12 protein-coding genes are annotated in these 15,363 nt (G+C 72.4%); 2 read left to right on the top strand and 10 right to left on the bottom strand.

The window, feature by feature from the left end; genetic code table 11:
• Nucleotides 1–460 (top strand): transposase (locus ACFQS1_RS29220; protein ID WP_378974521.1); only part of this gene is annotated, 460 nt, incomplete at its 5' end.
• 392 nt (nucleotides 461–852) lie between these two features.
• Here ACFQS1_RS29220 and ACFQS1_RS29215 read toward each other — a convergent pair.
• The 6 genes from ACFQS1_RS29215 to uraD all read right to left on the bottom strand — a co-directional run bounded on the left by ACFQS1_RS29215 (nucleotide 853) and on the right by uraD (nucleotide 6,698).
• A complete protein-coding gene (locus tag ACFQS1_RS29215; RefSeq protein ID WP_378974519.1) occupies nucleotides 853–1,986 on the bottom strand; it encodes a DUF6986 family protein in 1,134 nt (377 codons plus the stop codon).
• 4 nt (nucleotides 1,987–1,990) lie between these two features.
• Nucleotides 1,991–3,538 (bottom strand): malate synthase A, encoded by a 1,548-nt coding sequence (aceB, locus tag ACFQS1_RS29210; protein ID WP_378974516.1) that lies wholly within the window; start codon nucleotides 3,536–3,538, stop codon nucleotides 1,991–1,993.
• A 93-nt stretch (nucleotides 3,539–3,631) separates the two neighbouring features.
• Nucleotides 3,632–4,978 carry an 8-oxoguanine deaminase gene (locus ACFQS1_RS29205; RefSeq protein ID WP_378974514.1) on the bottom strand — a complete coding sequence of 449 codons (1,347 nt, stop codon included), beginning with the start codon at nucleotides 4,976–4,978 and terminating at the stop codon, nucleotides 3,632–3,634.
• A complete protein-coding gene (pucL, locus tag ACFQS1_RS29200) occupies nucleotides 4,975–5,835 on the bottom strand; it encodes a factor-independent urate hydroxylase (protein ID WP_378974511.1) in 861 nt (286 codons plus the stop codon). The genes ACFQS1_RS29205 and pucL overlap by 4 nt, the downstream gene beginning before the upstream one ends.
• A gap of 4 nt (nucleotides 5,836–5,839) precedes the next feature.
• Nucleotides 5,840–6,202, bottom strand: a complete 363-nt coding sequence (gene uraH, locus ACFQS1_RS29195) for a hydroxyisourate hydrolase (protein ID WP_378974508.1) — start codon at nucleotides 6,200–6,202, stop codon at nucleotides 5,840–5,842.
• On the bottom strand, nucleotides 6,189–6,698 hold the full coding sequence (gene uraD / locus ACFQS1_RS29190) for a 2-oxo-4-hydroxy-4-carboxy-5-ureidoimidazoline decarboxylase (protein WP_378974506.1): 510 nt from the start codon (nucleotides 6,696–6,698) through the stop codon (nucleotides 6,189–6,191). The genes uraH and uraD overlap by 14 nt, the downstream gene beginning before the upstream one ends.
• Nucleotides 6,699–6,907: 209 nt before the next feature.
• Between uraD and ACFQS1_RS29185 the strand changes: the two genes are divergently transcribed.
• Entirely contained in the window at nucleotides 6,908–9,871 is a 2,964-nt protein-coding gene (locus tag ACFQS1_RS29185; RefSeq protein ID WP_378974503.1) for an ATP-dependent RNA helicase, read from the top strand.
• Between the two features lie 34 nt (nucleotides 9,872–9,905).
• On the opposite strand, the gene ACFQS1_RS29180 is transcribed toward ACFQS1_RS29185, so the two are convergent.
• From ACFQS1_RS29180 to ACFQS1_RS29165, 4 genes are all read right to left on the bottom strand, one after another.
• Nucleotides 9,906–12,233 carry a putative bifunctional diguanylate cyclase/phosphodiesterase gene (locus ACFQS1_RS29180; protein WP_378974501.1) on the bottom strand — a complete coding sequence of 776 codons (2,328 nt, stop codon included), beginning with the start codon at nucleotides 12,231–12,233 and terminating at the stop codon, nucleotides 9,906–9,908.
• 126 nt (nucleotides 12,234–12,359) lie between these two features.
• On the bottom strand, nucleotides 12,360–13,082 hold the full coding sequence (locus ACFQS1_RS29175) for a PP2C family protein-serine/threonine phosphatase (protein ID WP_378974499.1): 723 nt from the start codon (nucleotides 13,080–13,082) through the stop codon (nucleotides 12,360–12,362).
• 136 nt (nucleotides 13,083–13,218) lie between these two features.
• A complete protein-coding gene (locus ACFQS1_RS29170) occupies nucleotides 13,219–14,241 on the bottom strand; it encodes a hypothetical protein (protein ID WP_378974496.1) in 1,023 nt (340 codons plus the stop codon).
• Nucleotides 14,238–15,350: a transporter substrate-binding domain-containing protein gene (locus ACFQS1_RS29165; RefSeq protein WP_378974494.1), complete on the bottom strand. Its 1,113-nt coding sequence runs from the start codon at nucleotides 15,348–15,350 to the stop codon at nucleotides 14,238–14,240. The genes ACFQS1_RS29170 and ACFQS1_RS29165 overlap by 4 nt, the downstream gene beginning before the upstream one ends.
• Between the last annotated feature and the right edge of the window lie 13 nt (nucleotides 15,351–15,363).

Raw genomic sequence — 15,363 nt, 5'->3', positions numbered from 1 at the left:
GCGGTCGCTGGCCCGCCGCCACCAGCACCTGTCCACCGAGATCACCGAACTCGACGACCTACTCCAGCCGTTGATCGCCGCGATCAACCCCGACCTGCTCGAGGCCAACGGCGTCGGCGCCGACACCGCCGGGCAGCTCCTGGTCACCGCCGGCGAGAACCACGACCGGCTCACCCGCGAAGCCGCGTTCGCCATGCTCTGCGGCGTCGCCCCGATCCCCGCCAGCTCCGGCAAAACCACCCGCCACCGCCTCAACCGCGGCGGCGACCGGCAAGCCAACGCCGCGCTCTACCGCGTCGTGCTATCCCGCCTGCGCTGGGACCCCCGCACCCGCGAATACATGCAACGACGCACCAAAGAAGGCATGTCCAAAAAAGAGATCATCCGCTGCCTCAAACGATACGTCGCCCGCGAGCTCTACCAACTCATCACCGCCAACGCCCTTGAACCCGCCGCTTGACATCCATAGGAGCATCCTGCGGTAAGCGGTCATCACCTACGGTGAGACGCCATTTACGAAGCGTGCGCTTCCCCGCGGTGAGCAGAGCAAAGTCGTCCGCGCCCCTTCGGGGCTGCCGTGGGGCTGTGTCAATGGGGTAGCGCGTCTGTCACCCGATGATGGTGGTTAGGCAAAGTACGAGCACGGCTTCGCCGACCCCTTTGGACTTCGCGAACAAGCGGGCAGGGCCTCTACAACCCGCTGACCTGCAAAGTTCTGCCATTGTCTCACTTCGTCGACGCTATTTACGGGTCAGGCAGCGCTGACAAACGGAGTGAAGCCGCGGCCGGGCAACGCGTGGCGGAGCGGAACCACCACCGCGAAAGATGCCCAGCGGGCTCCGCTCGGCGGAGCTATCGCGTCAGCACGAGGAGATCGGATCGGGGGAGGCCGGCGTCGGTGAGGGCGCCGCAGTCGAGGCCGCGCAGGAGGAAGCCGGCCAGGGCCCGGGCGGTGGCCGGCTCGTCGGCGATGCCGGAGTCCTGGCGGGCCAGGTAGCGGTGCAGGCGTTCGACCGCGGCGTCGCGGCCGTCGCGGAAGAACGCGTAGGTGGCGGCGTACCGGGTCGGCAGGTGTGCCGGGTGCAGATCCCAGCCCTGGTAGAAGCCGCGTTCGAGGGAGCGGCGGACCAGGCGGTAGTGCAGTTCCCAGGCGGACCTGATCTCGGCGGGGGTGCCGACCGGGAGGATATTGGTGGAGCCGTCGGAGAGCCGGACGCCAGTCTGGGCAGCGGCGGCCTGCATGACGGCCTTGGCGTGATCGGCCGCCGGGTGCTCCATCGACTGGTAGGCGGCGGCGATCCCGGCGGCGGCGCTGTAGTCGTACGTGCCGTAGTGCAGGCCGGCGCATCGGCCGTCGGCGGCGGTGATCAGCCGGGCGACCGTGGCCGTCCCGTCGGCGCCCAGGACCGCGGCGGGCAGCTCGATCTGGATCTCGAAGCGGAGAGCGCCGGCGGCCAGCCCGTACGATCGCTCCAGTCTCTCGCAGAGCGTGACCATCGCACTCACCTGATCGGTCCCGCTCACCTTGGGTAACGTGATGACGAATGCGTCCTGATAGGACGACAGGAACAGGTCGAGGGTGCGCAGGGCGCGGCGGCGGGTGCCGGCCTCCAGAGACTTGATCCGTACGCCGACGAACGGCGGCATCGGCCCATCGGCGAGGATCCCGGCGGCCCGCCGGACCGCCTCGTCCTCCTGGTCATCGGGGCGGATGCCATAGCCGTCCTCGAAGTCGACGCGAAGATCCTCGATGGGCTCGCGGGCGAGTTTGGCGCGCACGTCCTCGGCCGGCCACGGGAAATCCGTCATCGCCGCGGTGGCGAGCTCTCCCCACTCGCGGAAACCGTCCAGCTTGTCGGCCGGGATGTACACCGTGTGCACGGGCTGGCGGCCTGGCCGCTCCCCCGGGTAACGAGACTTCAGGAACGCATCGTGATCGGCCAGGCGGACATCGAGCTCGGCGTAATCGTCCTCGGTCAACCGCATACGGTCAGTCGATCGAGTCGTAGGCGGCCGTGGTGAGGAAGTCGGCGAAGTCGTCGGCGAGGGCCACCCGCTCGAAGAGCTTGCGCGCGTCGTCGAACCGCGAGCTCGCCCACACCTCGTCGCCGACGGCCTTGCGGATGGCCACCAGCTCCTCGTCCTCGATGCGGCCGACCAGGTCGGCGGTGATCTCGGTGCCGTCCGGCAGCCGGACGCCGTTGTGGATCCACTGCCACACCTGCGACCGGGAGATCTCGGCGGTCGCCGCGTCCTCCATCAGGTTGTTGATCGCCACGGCGCCGTTGCCGCGCAGCCACGCCTCCAGATACTGCAGGGCGACCGACACGTTGTTGCGCAGCCCGGCCTCGGTGACCGCGCCGCCGGTGGCCTTGACGTTCAGCAGGTCGGCCGCGGTGACGGAGACCTCCGGGCGCTGCTTGCCGAGCTGGTTGGGCCGGTCGCCGAGCACGCGGTCGAAGATCTCCTGGCAGACCGGCACCAGGTCGGGGTGCGCCACCCAGGAGCCGTCGAAGCCGTCGCCGGCCTCGCGCTCCTTGTCCTCGCGGACCTTGGCGAGGGCGACCTCGTTGACCTGCGGGTCGCGGCGGCTCGGGATGAACGCCGCCATCCCGCCCATCGCGAACGCCCCCCGCCGGTGACAGGTCGAGACGAGCAGCTCGGTGTAGGCGCGCATGAACGGCGCGGTCATCGTGACCGCGGCCCGGTCGGGCAGGATCATGTTCGGGTTGTCGCGGAAATACTTGATGATGCTGAACAGGTAGTCCCAGCGGCCCGCGTTCAGCCCCGAGATGTGCGGCCGCAGCGCGTAGAGGATCTCCTCCATCTCGAACGCCGCCGGGATCGTCTCGATCAGCACCGTCGCCCGGATCGTCCCGCGCGGGATCCCGAGCGAGTCCTGCGCGAAGTCGAAGACGTCGTTCCACAGGGCGGCTTCCTTGTGCGACTCCATCTTGGGCAGATAGAAGTAGGGGCCGCTCCCCCGCTCGAGCAGCTCGGCCGCGTTGTGGAAGAAGTAAAGGCCGAAGTCGACGAGCGCGCCCACGGCCGGCTCGCCGTCCACCGGCAGATGCCGCTCGTCGAGGTGCCAGCCGCGCGGGCGCATCACGATCGTCGGACAGGGTCCGCCGCCTAGCTCGTACTTCTTCTGCTCGGTCTCCAGCGAGATGGTCCGCCGGATCGCGTCGTAGAGATTCTGCTGGCCGTCGACGACGTTCGCCCAGTGCGGCGTGTTGGCGTCCTCCAGGTCGGCCAGCCACACCTTCGCCCCCGAGTTCAGCGCGTTGATCGTCATCTTCCGCTCGGTCGGCCCGGTGATCTCGACCCGCCGGTCCCGCAGGTCGGCCGGCGCCTCGGGCGCCGACCACTCCGCCGCCCGGATGTCCGCCGTCTCGTCGAGGAAGCCAAGCGTGCCGCCGGCCGCGATCTGCTCCCGCCGCGCTTTACGTGCGGAGAGCAGCTCGTTGCGCCGCCCCCGGAACCGCCGGTTCAGCTCGGCAACAAACGTCACAGCCTCGTCGGAAAGGATCTCGGTCATCGCGACGGCTCCCCTCGGTGCGCCTACTCCCTCGTACCGTAGTGGAACCGATCGCCAGGCGCGCCTCGGACGCAATGCCGGCCCCCGCTCCGCTCACGCCAGGATGCGACGGTGTGCGACCTCGGCGTCGCGCTGCAGCGTCTCGGCGTCGGCGCGGACGAGCTCGCCTCGCTCGACGATCGGGGCGCCCCCGACGAGCGAGAGCTCCACCGGCGCGGGCGGGCCGAAGACCAGCGCGGCCAGCTTGTCGTCGATGCCCTCGTGGGCGATGCCGTCCAAGCGCCACACCACCAGGTCGGCCAGCTTGCCGGGCTCGATCGAGCCGAGGTGGTCCGGCCGGCCCAGGCAGCGCGCGCCGCCCATGGTGCCCAGGCGCAGCGCCTCGCGGGCGTTCATCGCGGCCGGGCCGCCTCTCTGCCGCGCCGTGTAGAGCGCCTGGCGAAGCTCGGCGCCCAGGTGGGAGACCTCCTGCGAGGCGGCGCCGTCGACCCCGAGACCCACGGGGACGGCCTGATCCAGCAGCTCGCGGACCCGAGCCATGCCGGCCCCGAGCCGGGCGTTGGAGCTGGGGCAATGCGCCACGCCGGTGCCGGTCGCGCCGAGCTTGGCGATCGCGTCGTCGTCGAGGTGGACACCGTGGGCCAGCCAGACGTCGTCGCCGAGCCAGCCGACCCGCTCCGCGTACTCCACCGGGGTGCAGCCGAAGTGCTTGCGGCAGAAGTCTTCCTCATCGTCGGTCTCGGCGAGGTGGGTGTGCAGGCGGACGCCCTTGCGGCGGGCCAGCTCGGCCGCCTCCGTCATCAGCCGGGTGGTGACCGAGAACGGCGAGCAGGGCGCGACCGCGATCTGCAGCATCGCGTCGGGCGCGGGGTCGTGCCAGCGATCGATGGCCCGCTCGGTGGCGGCGAGCGCCTCGTCGGTGGTCTCGACGATGTTGTCGGGCGGGAGGCCGCCGTCCTTCTCGCCGAGGTCCATCGAGCCACGACTGGGGTGGAACCGCAGGCCGATGCGGCGGGCCGCCTCGATCTCGGCCTCGAGCACGTCGCCGCCGTCGCGGGGGAAGACGTAGTGATGGTCCATGCTCAGCGTGCAGCCGGAGAGGGCGAGCCAGCCGAGGCCGGCGCCGGCCGCCGCGCCGACCATCTCGGCGTCGAGACGGCCCCAGATGGGGTAAAGCGTGGTGAGCCAGCCGAAGAGGGTGTCGTCGAGGGCCAGTCCGCGGGTCGCCCATTGGTAGAGGTGGTGGTGGGTGTTGATCAGGCCCGGGGTGACCAGGCAGCCGGTGCCGTCGACCCGCTTGCCGCCGTCGGTGGTCTCCGGCCCCTTTCCGGCGCCGACCGCGACGATCCGGCCGTCGTCGCCGACCACGACGTGACCATCGGGATGGTAGGTGTCGCTCGCGTCGACCGTGGCGATCGCGGCGTTCTCGATGACGATCACAGATACCACTCCGTCAGCGCCGGGGGCGCGTCGTCGCGGGTGACGGTCCCCTCGATCAGGCCGTAGGGGCGGTCGCCCGCGATGAACACCTCGTTGTCGTTGGTCAGGTCGAACACCGAGAGGTCGACCAGGTAGTGATGCTTGTTGGGCAGGGCCAGGCGGATCTCGGCGATCTCGGGGCGCTCGTGCAGCGCATAGCTGCCCATCGCGAACAGCGTCTGCTGCAGCGAGAGGCTGTAGGTGTTCACGAACGCGTTGGTCAGCGCGTGCAGGGCGCCGTCGAAGGAGGCCGCCCAGTCGGCTTCCGTGCCCAGGTGCCGCCAGCGGGCGTCGACCGCCGTGGCCAGGATGCGGTCGGTGGTCTCGGGCAGCGTCGTGTATCGGTCGCGGACGAAGCCGTGGAACTCCGACGCCGTCGAATTGAGCAGGGTCAGGCCGGTGACGCCCGAGACGACCTGCGCGCGCTCGGCCATCGCGACCACCTCGGCGACCCTTGTCCAGCCACCCTGGCGGCGGAACGAATGCGGGCCGAGACGATCCCAGCCGTACGCCTCGATCGCCACCCGCGCGGCCCGCACCTGCCCCTGCGTCTTCAGGAAGTGCCGGGCCAGCAGCAGTGCGAACTCCTCCGGCTCGCCGACGCCGTGCTTCTTCGCGAACGCGTACACCGTGTTTTTCATGGTGTCGGTCGGGAGAACGCCCGAGTTGTCGCCGGTCAGGTGGGTCGCGGCCAGGTCGCCGGAGAGCGCGATGCTGACGTTGAGATCGGTCAGCGTGTGCGTCTCGCCGTCGCGGGTGACGCGCACCAGGCGCGTCTCGGCCTTGCCGTAACGATGGGGCCCGAGAACGATCGCCACGGCGTCAGCTCCCTCGATAGGTGGTGTAGCCGAAGTTGCTCAGCAGCAACGGCACGTGATATTTCCGCTCGGGGTCGCGCACGTGGAACCCGACGGTGACCTCGGGAAAGAAGCATCCCTCGCCCAGGTAGGGCTCGACGTAGAAGAACAGTCGGTAACCGCCGGCCTGCCACTCGTGCGTCGGCACCCGGTAGCGCAGGCGTCCGTCGTCGTCGGTGCGGCCCTCGCCGATCGTGCGCCAGCCCTCCGAGTCGCGCCGCTCGAGCCGCACGTAGACATCGCGTGCCGGCTCGCCGCTGACCGTGTCGAGGATGTGCGTCGAGATCCGGGCGTGGAACTCGGCCTCGGTGCCGTCATCCGAGGGCATCGAGCACCCGCTCCAGCCGGAGCAACGCGATCTTGCGCAACTCGTCCGCCACGATGACCCGCTCGCTCTCCTCGTCGTTACCCAGCCGCTCGCGCGCCGCGGCCAGGATCTCCGCCCACGTCCGGCCGCTGGCAAAGATCAAGAACACATGACCAAACCTTTTCTCGTACGCCTCATTGGCCTCCACGATCGCGGCCGCGGTCAGCTCGTCGGCGCTGTGCGCGGCGGTGGACTGCTCTCGCCGTGACCAGGCCGCCTCCCGGGAATCGCCGGATGCCCGCTCGCCGATCCGCGGGTGGGCGCTCATCGCGACGCGTATGTCCGCCCAGCTCAGCTCGCGAGCCGCGGCATCGGCCGCGGAGAGGATCTCCGATCGCTCCCGATAGGGCCGTTTGCCGATGATCGCGGCGCCCCACGCGGGCGCGGCGCAGCAGGCGAGGAGATCCTCCTCGAGGCGATCCGCGGGCAACGAGTTGAAGACCTCGACCGCGTCCATCCGGAAAACCTCCTCCTGTGCCGACCAGTCAAGCAGGCCGCATCGTACGAGTGCAGACCTTTGCCCGGGAATTTGCGTGCCGTTCCCGGCTGCCCGCCACCATGCCATGGCGGACCGACAGTTTGCCGCCGTCGCGATGGACTTCTGCTGTCGGCAGAGCCACCGATCGCCGGCCGCTTTTTGTCGGACCCCTGCGCGAGGATGGTCCCGTGCTCATCTCCGACGCCGCACTCCCCGATCTGCCCATCCGGCCGGTGTTGCCCGCCCTGCGCGAGTCACTGGCCACGGCGGGCGCGTCGGTCCTGGTGGCGCCGCCCGGCACGGGCAAGACCACGCTGGTTCCGCTCGCGCTCGCCGGGCCCGCCGGGCGGGTGGTGGTCGCCGAGCCACGCCGCCTCGCCGCCCGGGCCGCGGCTCGCCGCATGGCGTCGTTGCTGGGCGAGCGGGTGGGCGATCGAGTCGGCTTCTCGGTGCGCGGCGAGCGCCGCGTCTCCCGCCGCACGGTGGTCGAGGTCGTCACCACCGGCGTCCTCGTGCGGCGGCTGCAGCGCGATCCCGAGCTGGCCGGCACGGCGGTGGTGATGATCGACGAGTGTCACGAGCGCCATCTCGACACCGACCTGGCGCTGGCGTTCCTGCTCGAGGTGCGGGCGGCGCTGCGGCCCGATCTCGGCTTGGTGGCGGCCTCCGCGACCGCCGACACCACGGTCCTGGGCGACGTGCCGGTGATCAGCGCGTCCGCCCGCCTGTTCCCGGTGGCGACCCACTGGGCGCCGCCAACCGGCCCGATCAGCCCGCCGCTCGGCCTGCGGGTCGATCCCCGCCTGCTCGACCACGTGGCGACGGTCGTCCGGCGGGCCCTGGCCGAGGGCGAGGGCGACGTGCTCGTCTTCCTGCCTGGCGCCCGCGAGATCGACACGGTCGCCGGCCGCCTCGGCGGAGCGGGCGTCGACGTGCTCGCGCTGCACGGCCGGCAGCCATCCTCCATTCAGGACGCCGCGCTGCGACCCGGCAGCCGGCGGCGGGTCGTGCTCTCCACCGCGGTGGCCGAGAGCAGTCTGACGGTTCCCGGGGTCCGGGCGGTGGTCGACGCCGGCCTCGCCCGGGTTCCCCGCATGGATCACGCACGCGGGCTCGGCGCGCTGGTCACCGTGCCGGTGTCCCGGGCCGCCGCCACCCAGCGGGCCGGCCGCGCGGGCCGCGAGGCGCCGGGCCGGGTCTACCGCTGCTGGCCGGAGGCGCACCACCTGCGCCTGCCGGCCCAGCCCGAGCCCGAGATCGCGGCGGCCGACCTGACCGGCTTCGCCCTCGACCTGGCGCTCTGGGGCCACCCCGACGGCAGCGGCCTGGCGCTCCCCGACCGGCCGCCGGCGGGCGCGATGCAAACGGCGGTGGCGACGCTGCGCGACCTCGGCGCCGTCGATGACGCGGGCCGCATCACGGCGCGCGGCCGCGCCCTGGCCGAGGCCGGCCTGCATCCACGCCTGGCCCGCGCTTTGCTCGATGGTGCGCCGCTGGTGGGCGACCGCCGCGCGGCCGAGATCGTGGCCCTGCTCGACGACGACCGGGCGACCTCCGACGACCTGGTCGCCGCATGGCGCCGGGCCCGCGCGTCCAACGAACCGTCGTGGCGCAACGAGGTCCGCCGCTTGACCGCGTCCCTGAGCCGTTCCCCCACCGACGACGTCGAGGTCCCCGACGTGGCCGCCGCGTCCGCAGCCTTCGACGAGGACGAGCCGACGGCCGAGCAGGACGAGCCAGCGGTCGCGGAGGACGAGCCAGCGGTCGCGGAGGACGAGCCAGCGGTCGCGGAGGACGAGCCAGCGGTCGCGGAGGACGAGCCTACGGTGGACGCCCCGCCCGACCGCCGCGGCCCGGACGCGCCGGCGCCTGCGCGAGGAACGCCGGGCGAGACCCAGGAGCGCGACACCGAGCGACAGCACGAACCCGAAGAGCAACGCGAGATCGAGAAGCCGCCCCCGAGCGCCCAGTCCGCGAGCGCCCAGTCCGCGAGCCTGCCGCCCACGGACTCACCATCCAGGAGCGCCCGGTTGACGGCCACGCCGTCCAGGGGCGCTCCCTCCACGACCGCTCGGCTGGCGGGCGCGTCGTCCCGGAGCGCGCTGCTGGCGGGCGGGAGCGGGGCCGGCCCTGACTCGGGGAGCCGGCATCGGGGGCGCGGGGACGGTGGGCGCCTGCCGGATGATCTGGCGGCGGGGCTGATCGTGGGGATGGCGTATCCGGAGCGGGTGGCTCGGGTGCGGGAGGCCGGTGGGCGGGCCTATCTCATGGCGGGCGGTACCGCCGCCGAGCTCGGGCCGGGCAGCTCGCTCGCGGGGATGGGCTGGCTCGCGGTGGCGTCCGCCGATCGGGCGGCCGGGGCGCGGACGGCGCGTGTCCGGGCGGCGGCGCCGCTGGACGAGGCGACCGCGCGGGAGGCGGCTGGGACGCTGCTGTCCGACGCCACCGAGATCGGGTGGGTGGACGGGGACGTGGTGGCGCGCGCCGTTCAGCGGCTCGGGGCGATCACGCTGGTGGAGCGGCGGCTGGCCGAGCCCGATCCGACGCTGGTGCGGGCGGCGCTGCTGGACGGTCTGCGTAGCGAAGGGCTCGAGCTGCTGACCTGGAGCCGGGGGGCGGTCGAGTTGCGGGAGCGGCTGGCGTTCGCGCACGCGGCGCTCGGTGAGCCCTGGCCCGATGTCGGTGACCCGGCCCTGCTCGACCGAGCCGGCGACTGGCTCGACCTTCGCTCGGCGCGACGCCGGGCCGATCTCGCCAAGCTCGACGTGGCCGCCGGGCTGCGGCGGCTGTTGCCCTGGTCGGTGGCCGGGCGGCTCGACGACGTGGCGCCGGAGCGGCTGCCCGTGCCGAGCGGGTCGCGGGTCCGGGTGGACTATTCGGACGCCGCCGCGCCGGTGCTGGCGGTGAAGGTGCAGGAGGCGTTCGGCTGGACGGACGCCCCTCGCCTCGCCGACGGGCGGGTGCCGGTGCTGCTCCACCTGCTCTCCCCGGCCGGGCGGCCGGTGGCCGTCACGCGTGACCTGGCGTCGTTCTGGCGGCAGGGCTATCCCCAGGTCCGCGCCGAGCTCCGCGGCCGGTATCCCCGCCACCCCTGGCCCGAAGACCCCACCACAGCCGAGCCGACCCGCCGCGCCAACCCGCGCTCCCGCTGAGGCAAGGGGCACCGTCGAGACCGGGATGGGGACGCTAGGTGAGCTGCTGGAGTGAGGCGGAGCCGGGCTGGGCGGGGATGGCGGGTGGCTTCAGGCGGTGCAGCGGGCCGGGCTGGCCGAACAGGTAACCCTGGCCGAGGGGGCAGCCCAGCTCGGCCAGGCCGCTGGCGCGGGCGACGGTCTCGATGCCCTCGGCTACGACCGTGATGTGCAGCTCGTCGCAGATGGCCAGAACCGAGCGGCAGACGGCGCCGGCTCGTTCGGGGGCTTCGTCCACGTCGGTCAGGGTGGAGTCGAGCTTGACGATGTCCACCGGGAGGGAGTGGAGCTGGGCCAGGGCGTTGAAGCCGCTGCCGAAGTCGTCCAGGGCGATGCGCGGGCCCAGGGCGCGCAGGCGGGTGGCGGCGGCCGCGGCGGCGGGGAGGTCGCCGATGCGGTGGGTCTCGGTGATCTCGATGATCAGGCGGGACGGCGGGAGGTTGTGGCGGGCCAGCGCGGCGCGCACGGCCTCCTCGAGGCCGGGCTGGCCCAGGCGGGCGGCGGAGACGTTGACGTGTACGTCGATCGGGCGGCCGTAGACCAGCGCCAGCCGGGAGGCGTCGGCGCATGCCTGGTCGAGCACGAAATCGTCGATCGCGGCGACCTGGCCGGTGCGTTCGGCGACGGTCACGAAGACGTCGGGGTGCACGGGGCCGCCGGCGGCCGGCAGGGTCCAGCGGGCCAGGGCCTCCACGGCGACCGTTTCCCCGTCGGCCAGGCGGACGATGGGCTGGTAGTAGACCTCGAATCCGGAGGCGGCAGGGCGTCCGCCGGGCAGCAGCGCCTGGGCCAGCAGGTGCGGCAGGTCGGCGTTGGGGCTGCCGTCGGCCGGGCCGGCGTAGCGGGCCAGCGCGCCCTTGCCGCGGCGCTTGCTCGAATACATAGCGGCGTCGGCCCGGCGCAGCAGGGCGTCGGCGGACAGGGGATCGCCGGACTCGGGGACGACCAGGCCGATGCTGGCGCCGACGCCGATGCGGTGGCCGTCGATGAGGAACGGCTCGCGCAGCGCGGCGAGCATGCGATGCCCCAGGGGCTCGGCGTCGGCGGGGCGGTGGTCGAGGACCACGGCGAACTCGTCGCCGCCGAGGCGGGCCACCAGGTCGTCGGGCGAGACGCAGGCCTGCAGGCGTTCGGCGATGGCGCGCAGCACGCGGTCGCCCATGGCGTGGCCGAAGCTGTCGTTGACCAGCTTGAAGTCGTCGAGGTCGGCGAACAGCACCGCCAGGGGCTTGCCGCGGTGCCGGTGGGCGTCCAGCGCGAGCACCAGGCGCTCGCGGAACAGGGCGCGGTTGGCCAGGCCGGTGAGGGGGTCGTGGTAGGCCTGGTGCCGGAGGCGTTGCTGGCCCTCGGAGACGCGGTCGAGCAGCACGGTGTTGTCGACGATGGTGAACATCTGCCGGGCGACCACCAGGCCGAGGCCGAGCCAGCCGAGGTACGCCTCGAACGGCGAGAGCGGGTGGCCGGCGCCGGTGTTGAGGGCGATGACGACGCCGGTGGCGGTGACCGGGATGTACGGCAGCAGCAGGTGCAGCCAGTCCCGTTCGGCGACGTCGGTGGCCGGGTCCGCGGTGCGGTGGGTGGGGTCGCTGACGGCGGCGAGCGCGACGAAGCCGCAGCCGAGCAGATAGCCCGCGGACTCGATCGGGCTGAGCGGGCCGTCGCCGAGGCGCAGCAGGCGCAACGTGTCGCTGACCGTGAAGAAGGCGAGCGCGAGCCCGGCCAGGTGCAGCGGCTGCCGGCCGGCCGGCGAGCCGGGCCGGGTGATCAGCAACAGCACCGCCATGGTCAGCAGGAGAAGATCGGCTATCGGGTACGCGGCGGCCATGCCGACCACCACGCCGTCGAGCCCGTCCCAGGCCACGATGTCGCGCGGCAGCACCGACCAGGCCAGGGCCAGCAGCGAACCGGTGATCAGCACGCTGTCGATGAGCAGGGCGATCTGGTCGCGGCGCGCCGAGGTGGGCACCGGGCGGGGGCGCGCGTACGGCACGTTGAGCAGGCCGACCAGCATGCACGCGGGCAGCACCAGGAAGCCGATGTCGGCCACCGAGCCGATCGGCCGGCCGGGATCGGCCACCTCCTGCACGAACCACCAGAGGCGCACCGCCGACCAGCCGATCAGCCCGACGCCGGCCACCAGCCGCCATCGCCGCGGCACGCCCGTGCGCTTGCCCGCCGCCGAGAAGCACACCCAAGCGGCGGCCGCCCCCGCGGCCGCCTGGGCGGCATTGTCGTACAGCCGCCAAACCCCCGCGCCGACCAGCTCGCCGAGCGCCGTGGAACCCAGGACGAGCGTCAGCGTGACGAACAGTCGCGCTGTCATCCACTCACCACCTGCAAAGAGCCGCGGGACCCCCTGCTCCGCGACCGGAGTAACCTACCGCAAGCGGCGGGTGATGGCGGAACGAAGTCGTCACGCGAGGCAGCGAAGCTCGTGAACCACCCGCGCTCAGTCGGCGCTTGTCAGATCGGCGACAATCACGGTCACGTTGTCGGGGCCGCCGCCGCGGAGCGCGAGGTCGATGAGGCGCTCCGCGCAGGACTTCGGGTCGGCGGCGGCGATGATCTCCTGCTCGAGGGTCTCGTTGCTGACCACGGCGGTGAGGCCGTCGCTGCAGAGCAGCCAGCGGTCGCCGGGCTCGGGCTCGACGATGACGTACGCGGGGCTGACCGGCTCACCCTGCAGCACGCGGGTGACCACCGACCGCCGCGGGTGCCCGGCCGCCTCCTCCGGCTTGATCAGCCCCTGGTCGACGAGCATCTGCACGTACGTGTCGTCCTTGGTCAGCTGGTTGAGCCGGCCCTCGCGCAGCAGGTATGCCCGGGAGTCCCCGACGTGGGCCATGGCGGCCCGGGTGCCCGAGAAGATGACCGCGGTGAGCGTGGTGCCCATGCCTTGCAGCTCGGGGTCGGCGGCGACCTGCTCGGCGATCCGACCGTTGGCCATCTCGAGCGCCCGGTGCAGCGCGTCCATCTGATGGTCGTTGTCGATGGGCACGTCGAGGACGCTCATCGACTCGATCGCGAGGCGGCTGGCGAGATCGCCGGCGGCCATCCCGCCCATCCCGTCGGCAACGACGAGCAGGTGGTCACCGGCGTAGTAACAGTCCTCGTTGTTGCTGCGGACATGTCCTTGATCGGTGACTGCCGCCCACCGGAGGTGCAAGGTCATGGCGTGCAGCTTCCCAGATCACCGCGAGCCTGTCTGCACGCGGGCGGCGGCGAGTCGCCAGAAAGGCAGCCTTCGGTCCGGTCACGGCCGGTGGCGGGCCGGTCGGACGGGCCGGCGCGACGGAGAGAATGGCGGTTCAACTGGGGTTCAGGGTACGGCCGAGACACCGTGGGTCGACCTCGCTGTCGCGGTGGGTGGGAGCGATCCAGGACAGCGCCGACTCCTCCACCGGCCAGCCGCGCACGCTGACCACGCTGTCGGGCGGCCGGACCGGCTCGGGGCACAGGGTCTTGGAGCGGACCTGCTCGTTCGGGATGAACACGACCTCGCCGTCGCTCCGCAGCACGGTGGTCGCGGTGTCGTCGACCGAGATGAGCTGGCCGCGCACGACCTCCTGCGCCCCCGCGGCCGGGCCGACCTCGACCGCGCTGTTCGGCAGCACCGGGGCGCGGAGGAAGATCACGCCGACCGCCAGCGGCGCCACGAGGGCCGCGCCGACCGCCGGCCAGTGCGTGACCAGCTGGGCCGACCACGCCGGCACCGGGCCGGTCAGCAGCGGGCCCAGCAGCGGCGGCACGCCGAGCAGCAGCGCCGTCGTCACCTCGCCGGCGCGCAGCGCGGCCACGATCCCGGGCCACACGAAGATCAGCACGAGCGCGCCGACGAACACCGGCACGCCCACGGTGATCCAGGCCAGGAGCCAGCGCTCGGCCCGGAACCGCAGCGTGGCGGTCACCCCGAGGATCGACACGACCAGCATGGCGAGCGTCGGCAGCAGCCGTAGCTGCCAGGTGAACGCGGCCAGCATGGTCGCGAGCAGCACCACCCAGTCGGGCATGCGCAGCGCGGTCACCGCGAGCAGCGACCGGCCGGCGTCGTCGGGCCGGCTGATCACCAGGATGCCGCCGAGCGCGCGCAGCACCAGGATCACCGCCGGCACGCTCCAGATCAGCGTGATGAACAGGGCGCTGATCATGCCGAGCGGGCTGATGTACTGCACCAGCAGCAGCATCGTGGGCAGATCCTGGCGGCTCAGGTACCACAACCGCAGGACCAGCAGCACCAGCGGGAACGCGGGCAGGACGGTGAGCAGCCAGTTGAGCTGGGCGCGCCGGCGCCGCGGCGGGATCGGGCCGCCCTTGACGAAGATGTCGGTCATCCGAACGTGCCTTCCCAGGGCAGGTCGCGGATGTCCGGCCGGGGCACGTCGGGCTGGGTCGCGATCGCGATCGGCGTGGTGCCGTTCTGCTTCACCTCGACCTGGAGGTCGTGCTGGTACGCCCGTTCCCAGCGGTCGTCCTTGGGGTCCTTGAGCGAGCGGTAGAGCGTGAGGTCGACCAGCTTCTTGAGCGCCGGGTTCTCGCCGACGTTCACGCCCCAGGCCTCGGTCTGGTCGAGGCCGAGATCCCAGTGGTCGAAGTCGCCGGGGTGGCGGGTCTTGTATCCGGCCAGGATCGCGGCGTCGGTGGTGACCGCCTCGACCTGGTGGGCGCGCAGGTCGGCGATGCACTCGCTGATCAGGTTCTTGCTGCGCAGGATGGCGCCGGCGTTCTCGGGGGCGGTGAGGCTGGTCGAGGTGGAGAGCGAGCACACCTGCTTGCCCCGCAGATCGCCCAGCGTGGTGACGCGGGGGTGCCCGCGCAGGGTCAGCACCGACTGCTCGGTGTACAGGTACGGCGCCGAGAACGTCACGCCGGCCATCTGCTCGCGTTCCTGGGTGATGCTGTAGCTGGCGATCACCATCTTGACCGGGACCCGGTTGCCCCCGGCGTCCGACGCCTGCATGCGGGCGCGGTCCTCGCTCTGGATGCCGTAGAACCTGACCTCCGAGCGGCGGAAGCCGAGATCCTCGGCGATCATGTACGCGATGTCGACGTCGAACCCGCTCCAGGTCTGCGTGCCCTTGTCGTAGAGGCCGACGCCGGGCTGGTCGTCCTTGATCCCCACGGTCAGCACCGGCCAGTCGTCGACCCCGGCCTCGGCCCGCAGCTCGGCGACCGACGGCGGCCCGCCCCCGAACACCTTCATGATGGCCAGCGCGAGCGCGAGCACCAGGGCCAGGCCGAGCGCGGCCAGCCGGAACGCGGCGAGGTTGACCCGGGGCCGCGGCTCCACCAGCGGCTCCGGCGCGGGCGGCGGCAGCTGCCGGTCGGCGGCCTCGCGCTCGGCGATGTCCTGCACCGCGATGTCCTCGGCCGTCCCCTCCGGACCGGGCGGCGTCCGGCGCCGCACCGGCCACGCGAAACGGCCCGGGTTCCCCTCGGTCATCGATCCATCGTGC

This window comes from Paractinoplanes rhizophilus (assembly GCF_042664765.1).
In the GTDB taxonomy this organism is placed as follows: domain Bacteria; phylum Actinomycetota; class Actinomycetes; order Mycobacteriales; family Micromonosporaceae; genus Actinoplanes; species Actinoplanes rhizophilus.
The sequence above is the reverse complement of the archived record's forward strand: the minus strand, read 5'-3'. Positions and strand labels throughout refer to the sequence as shown.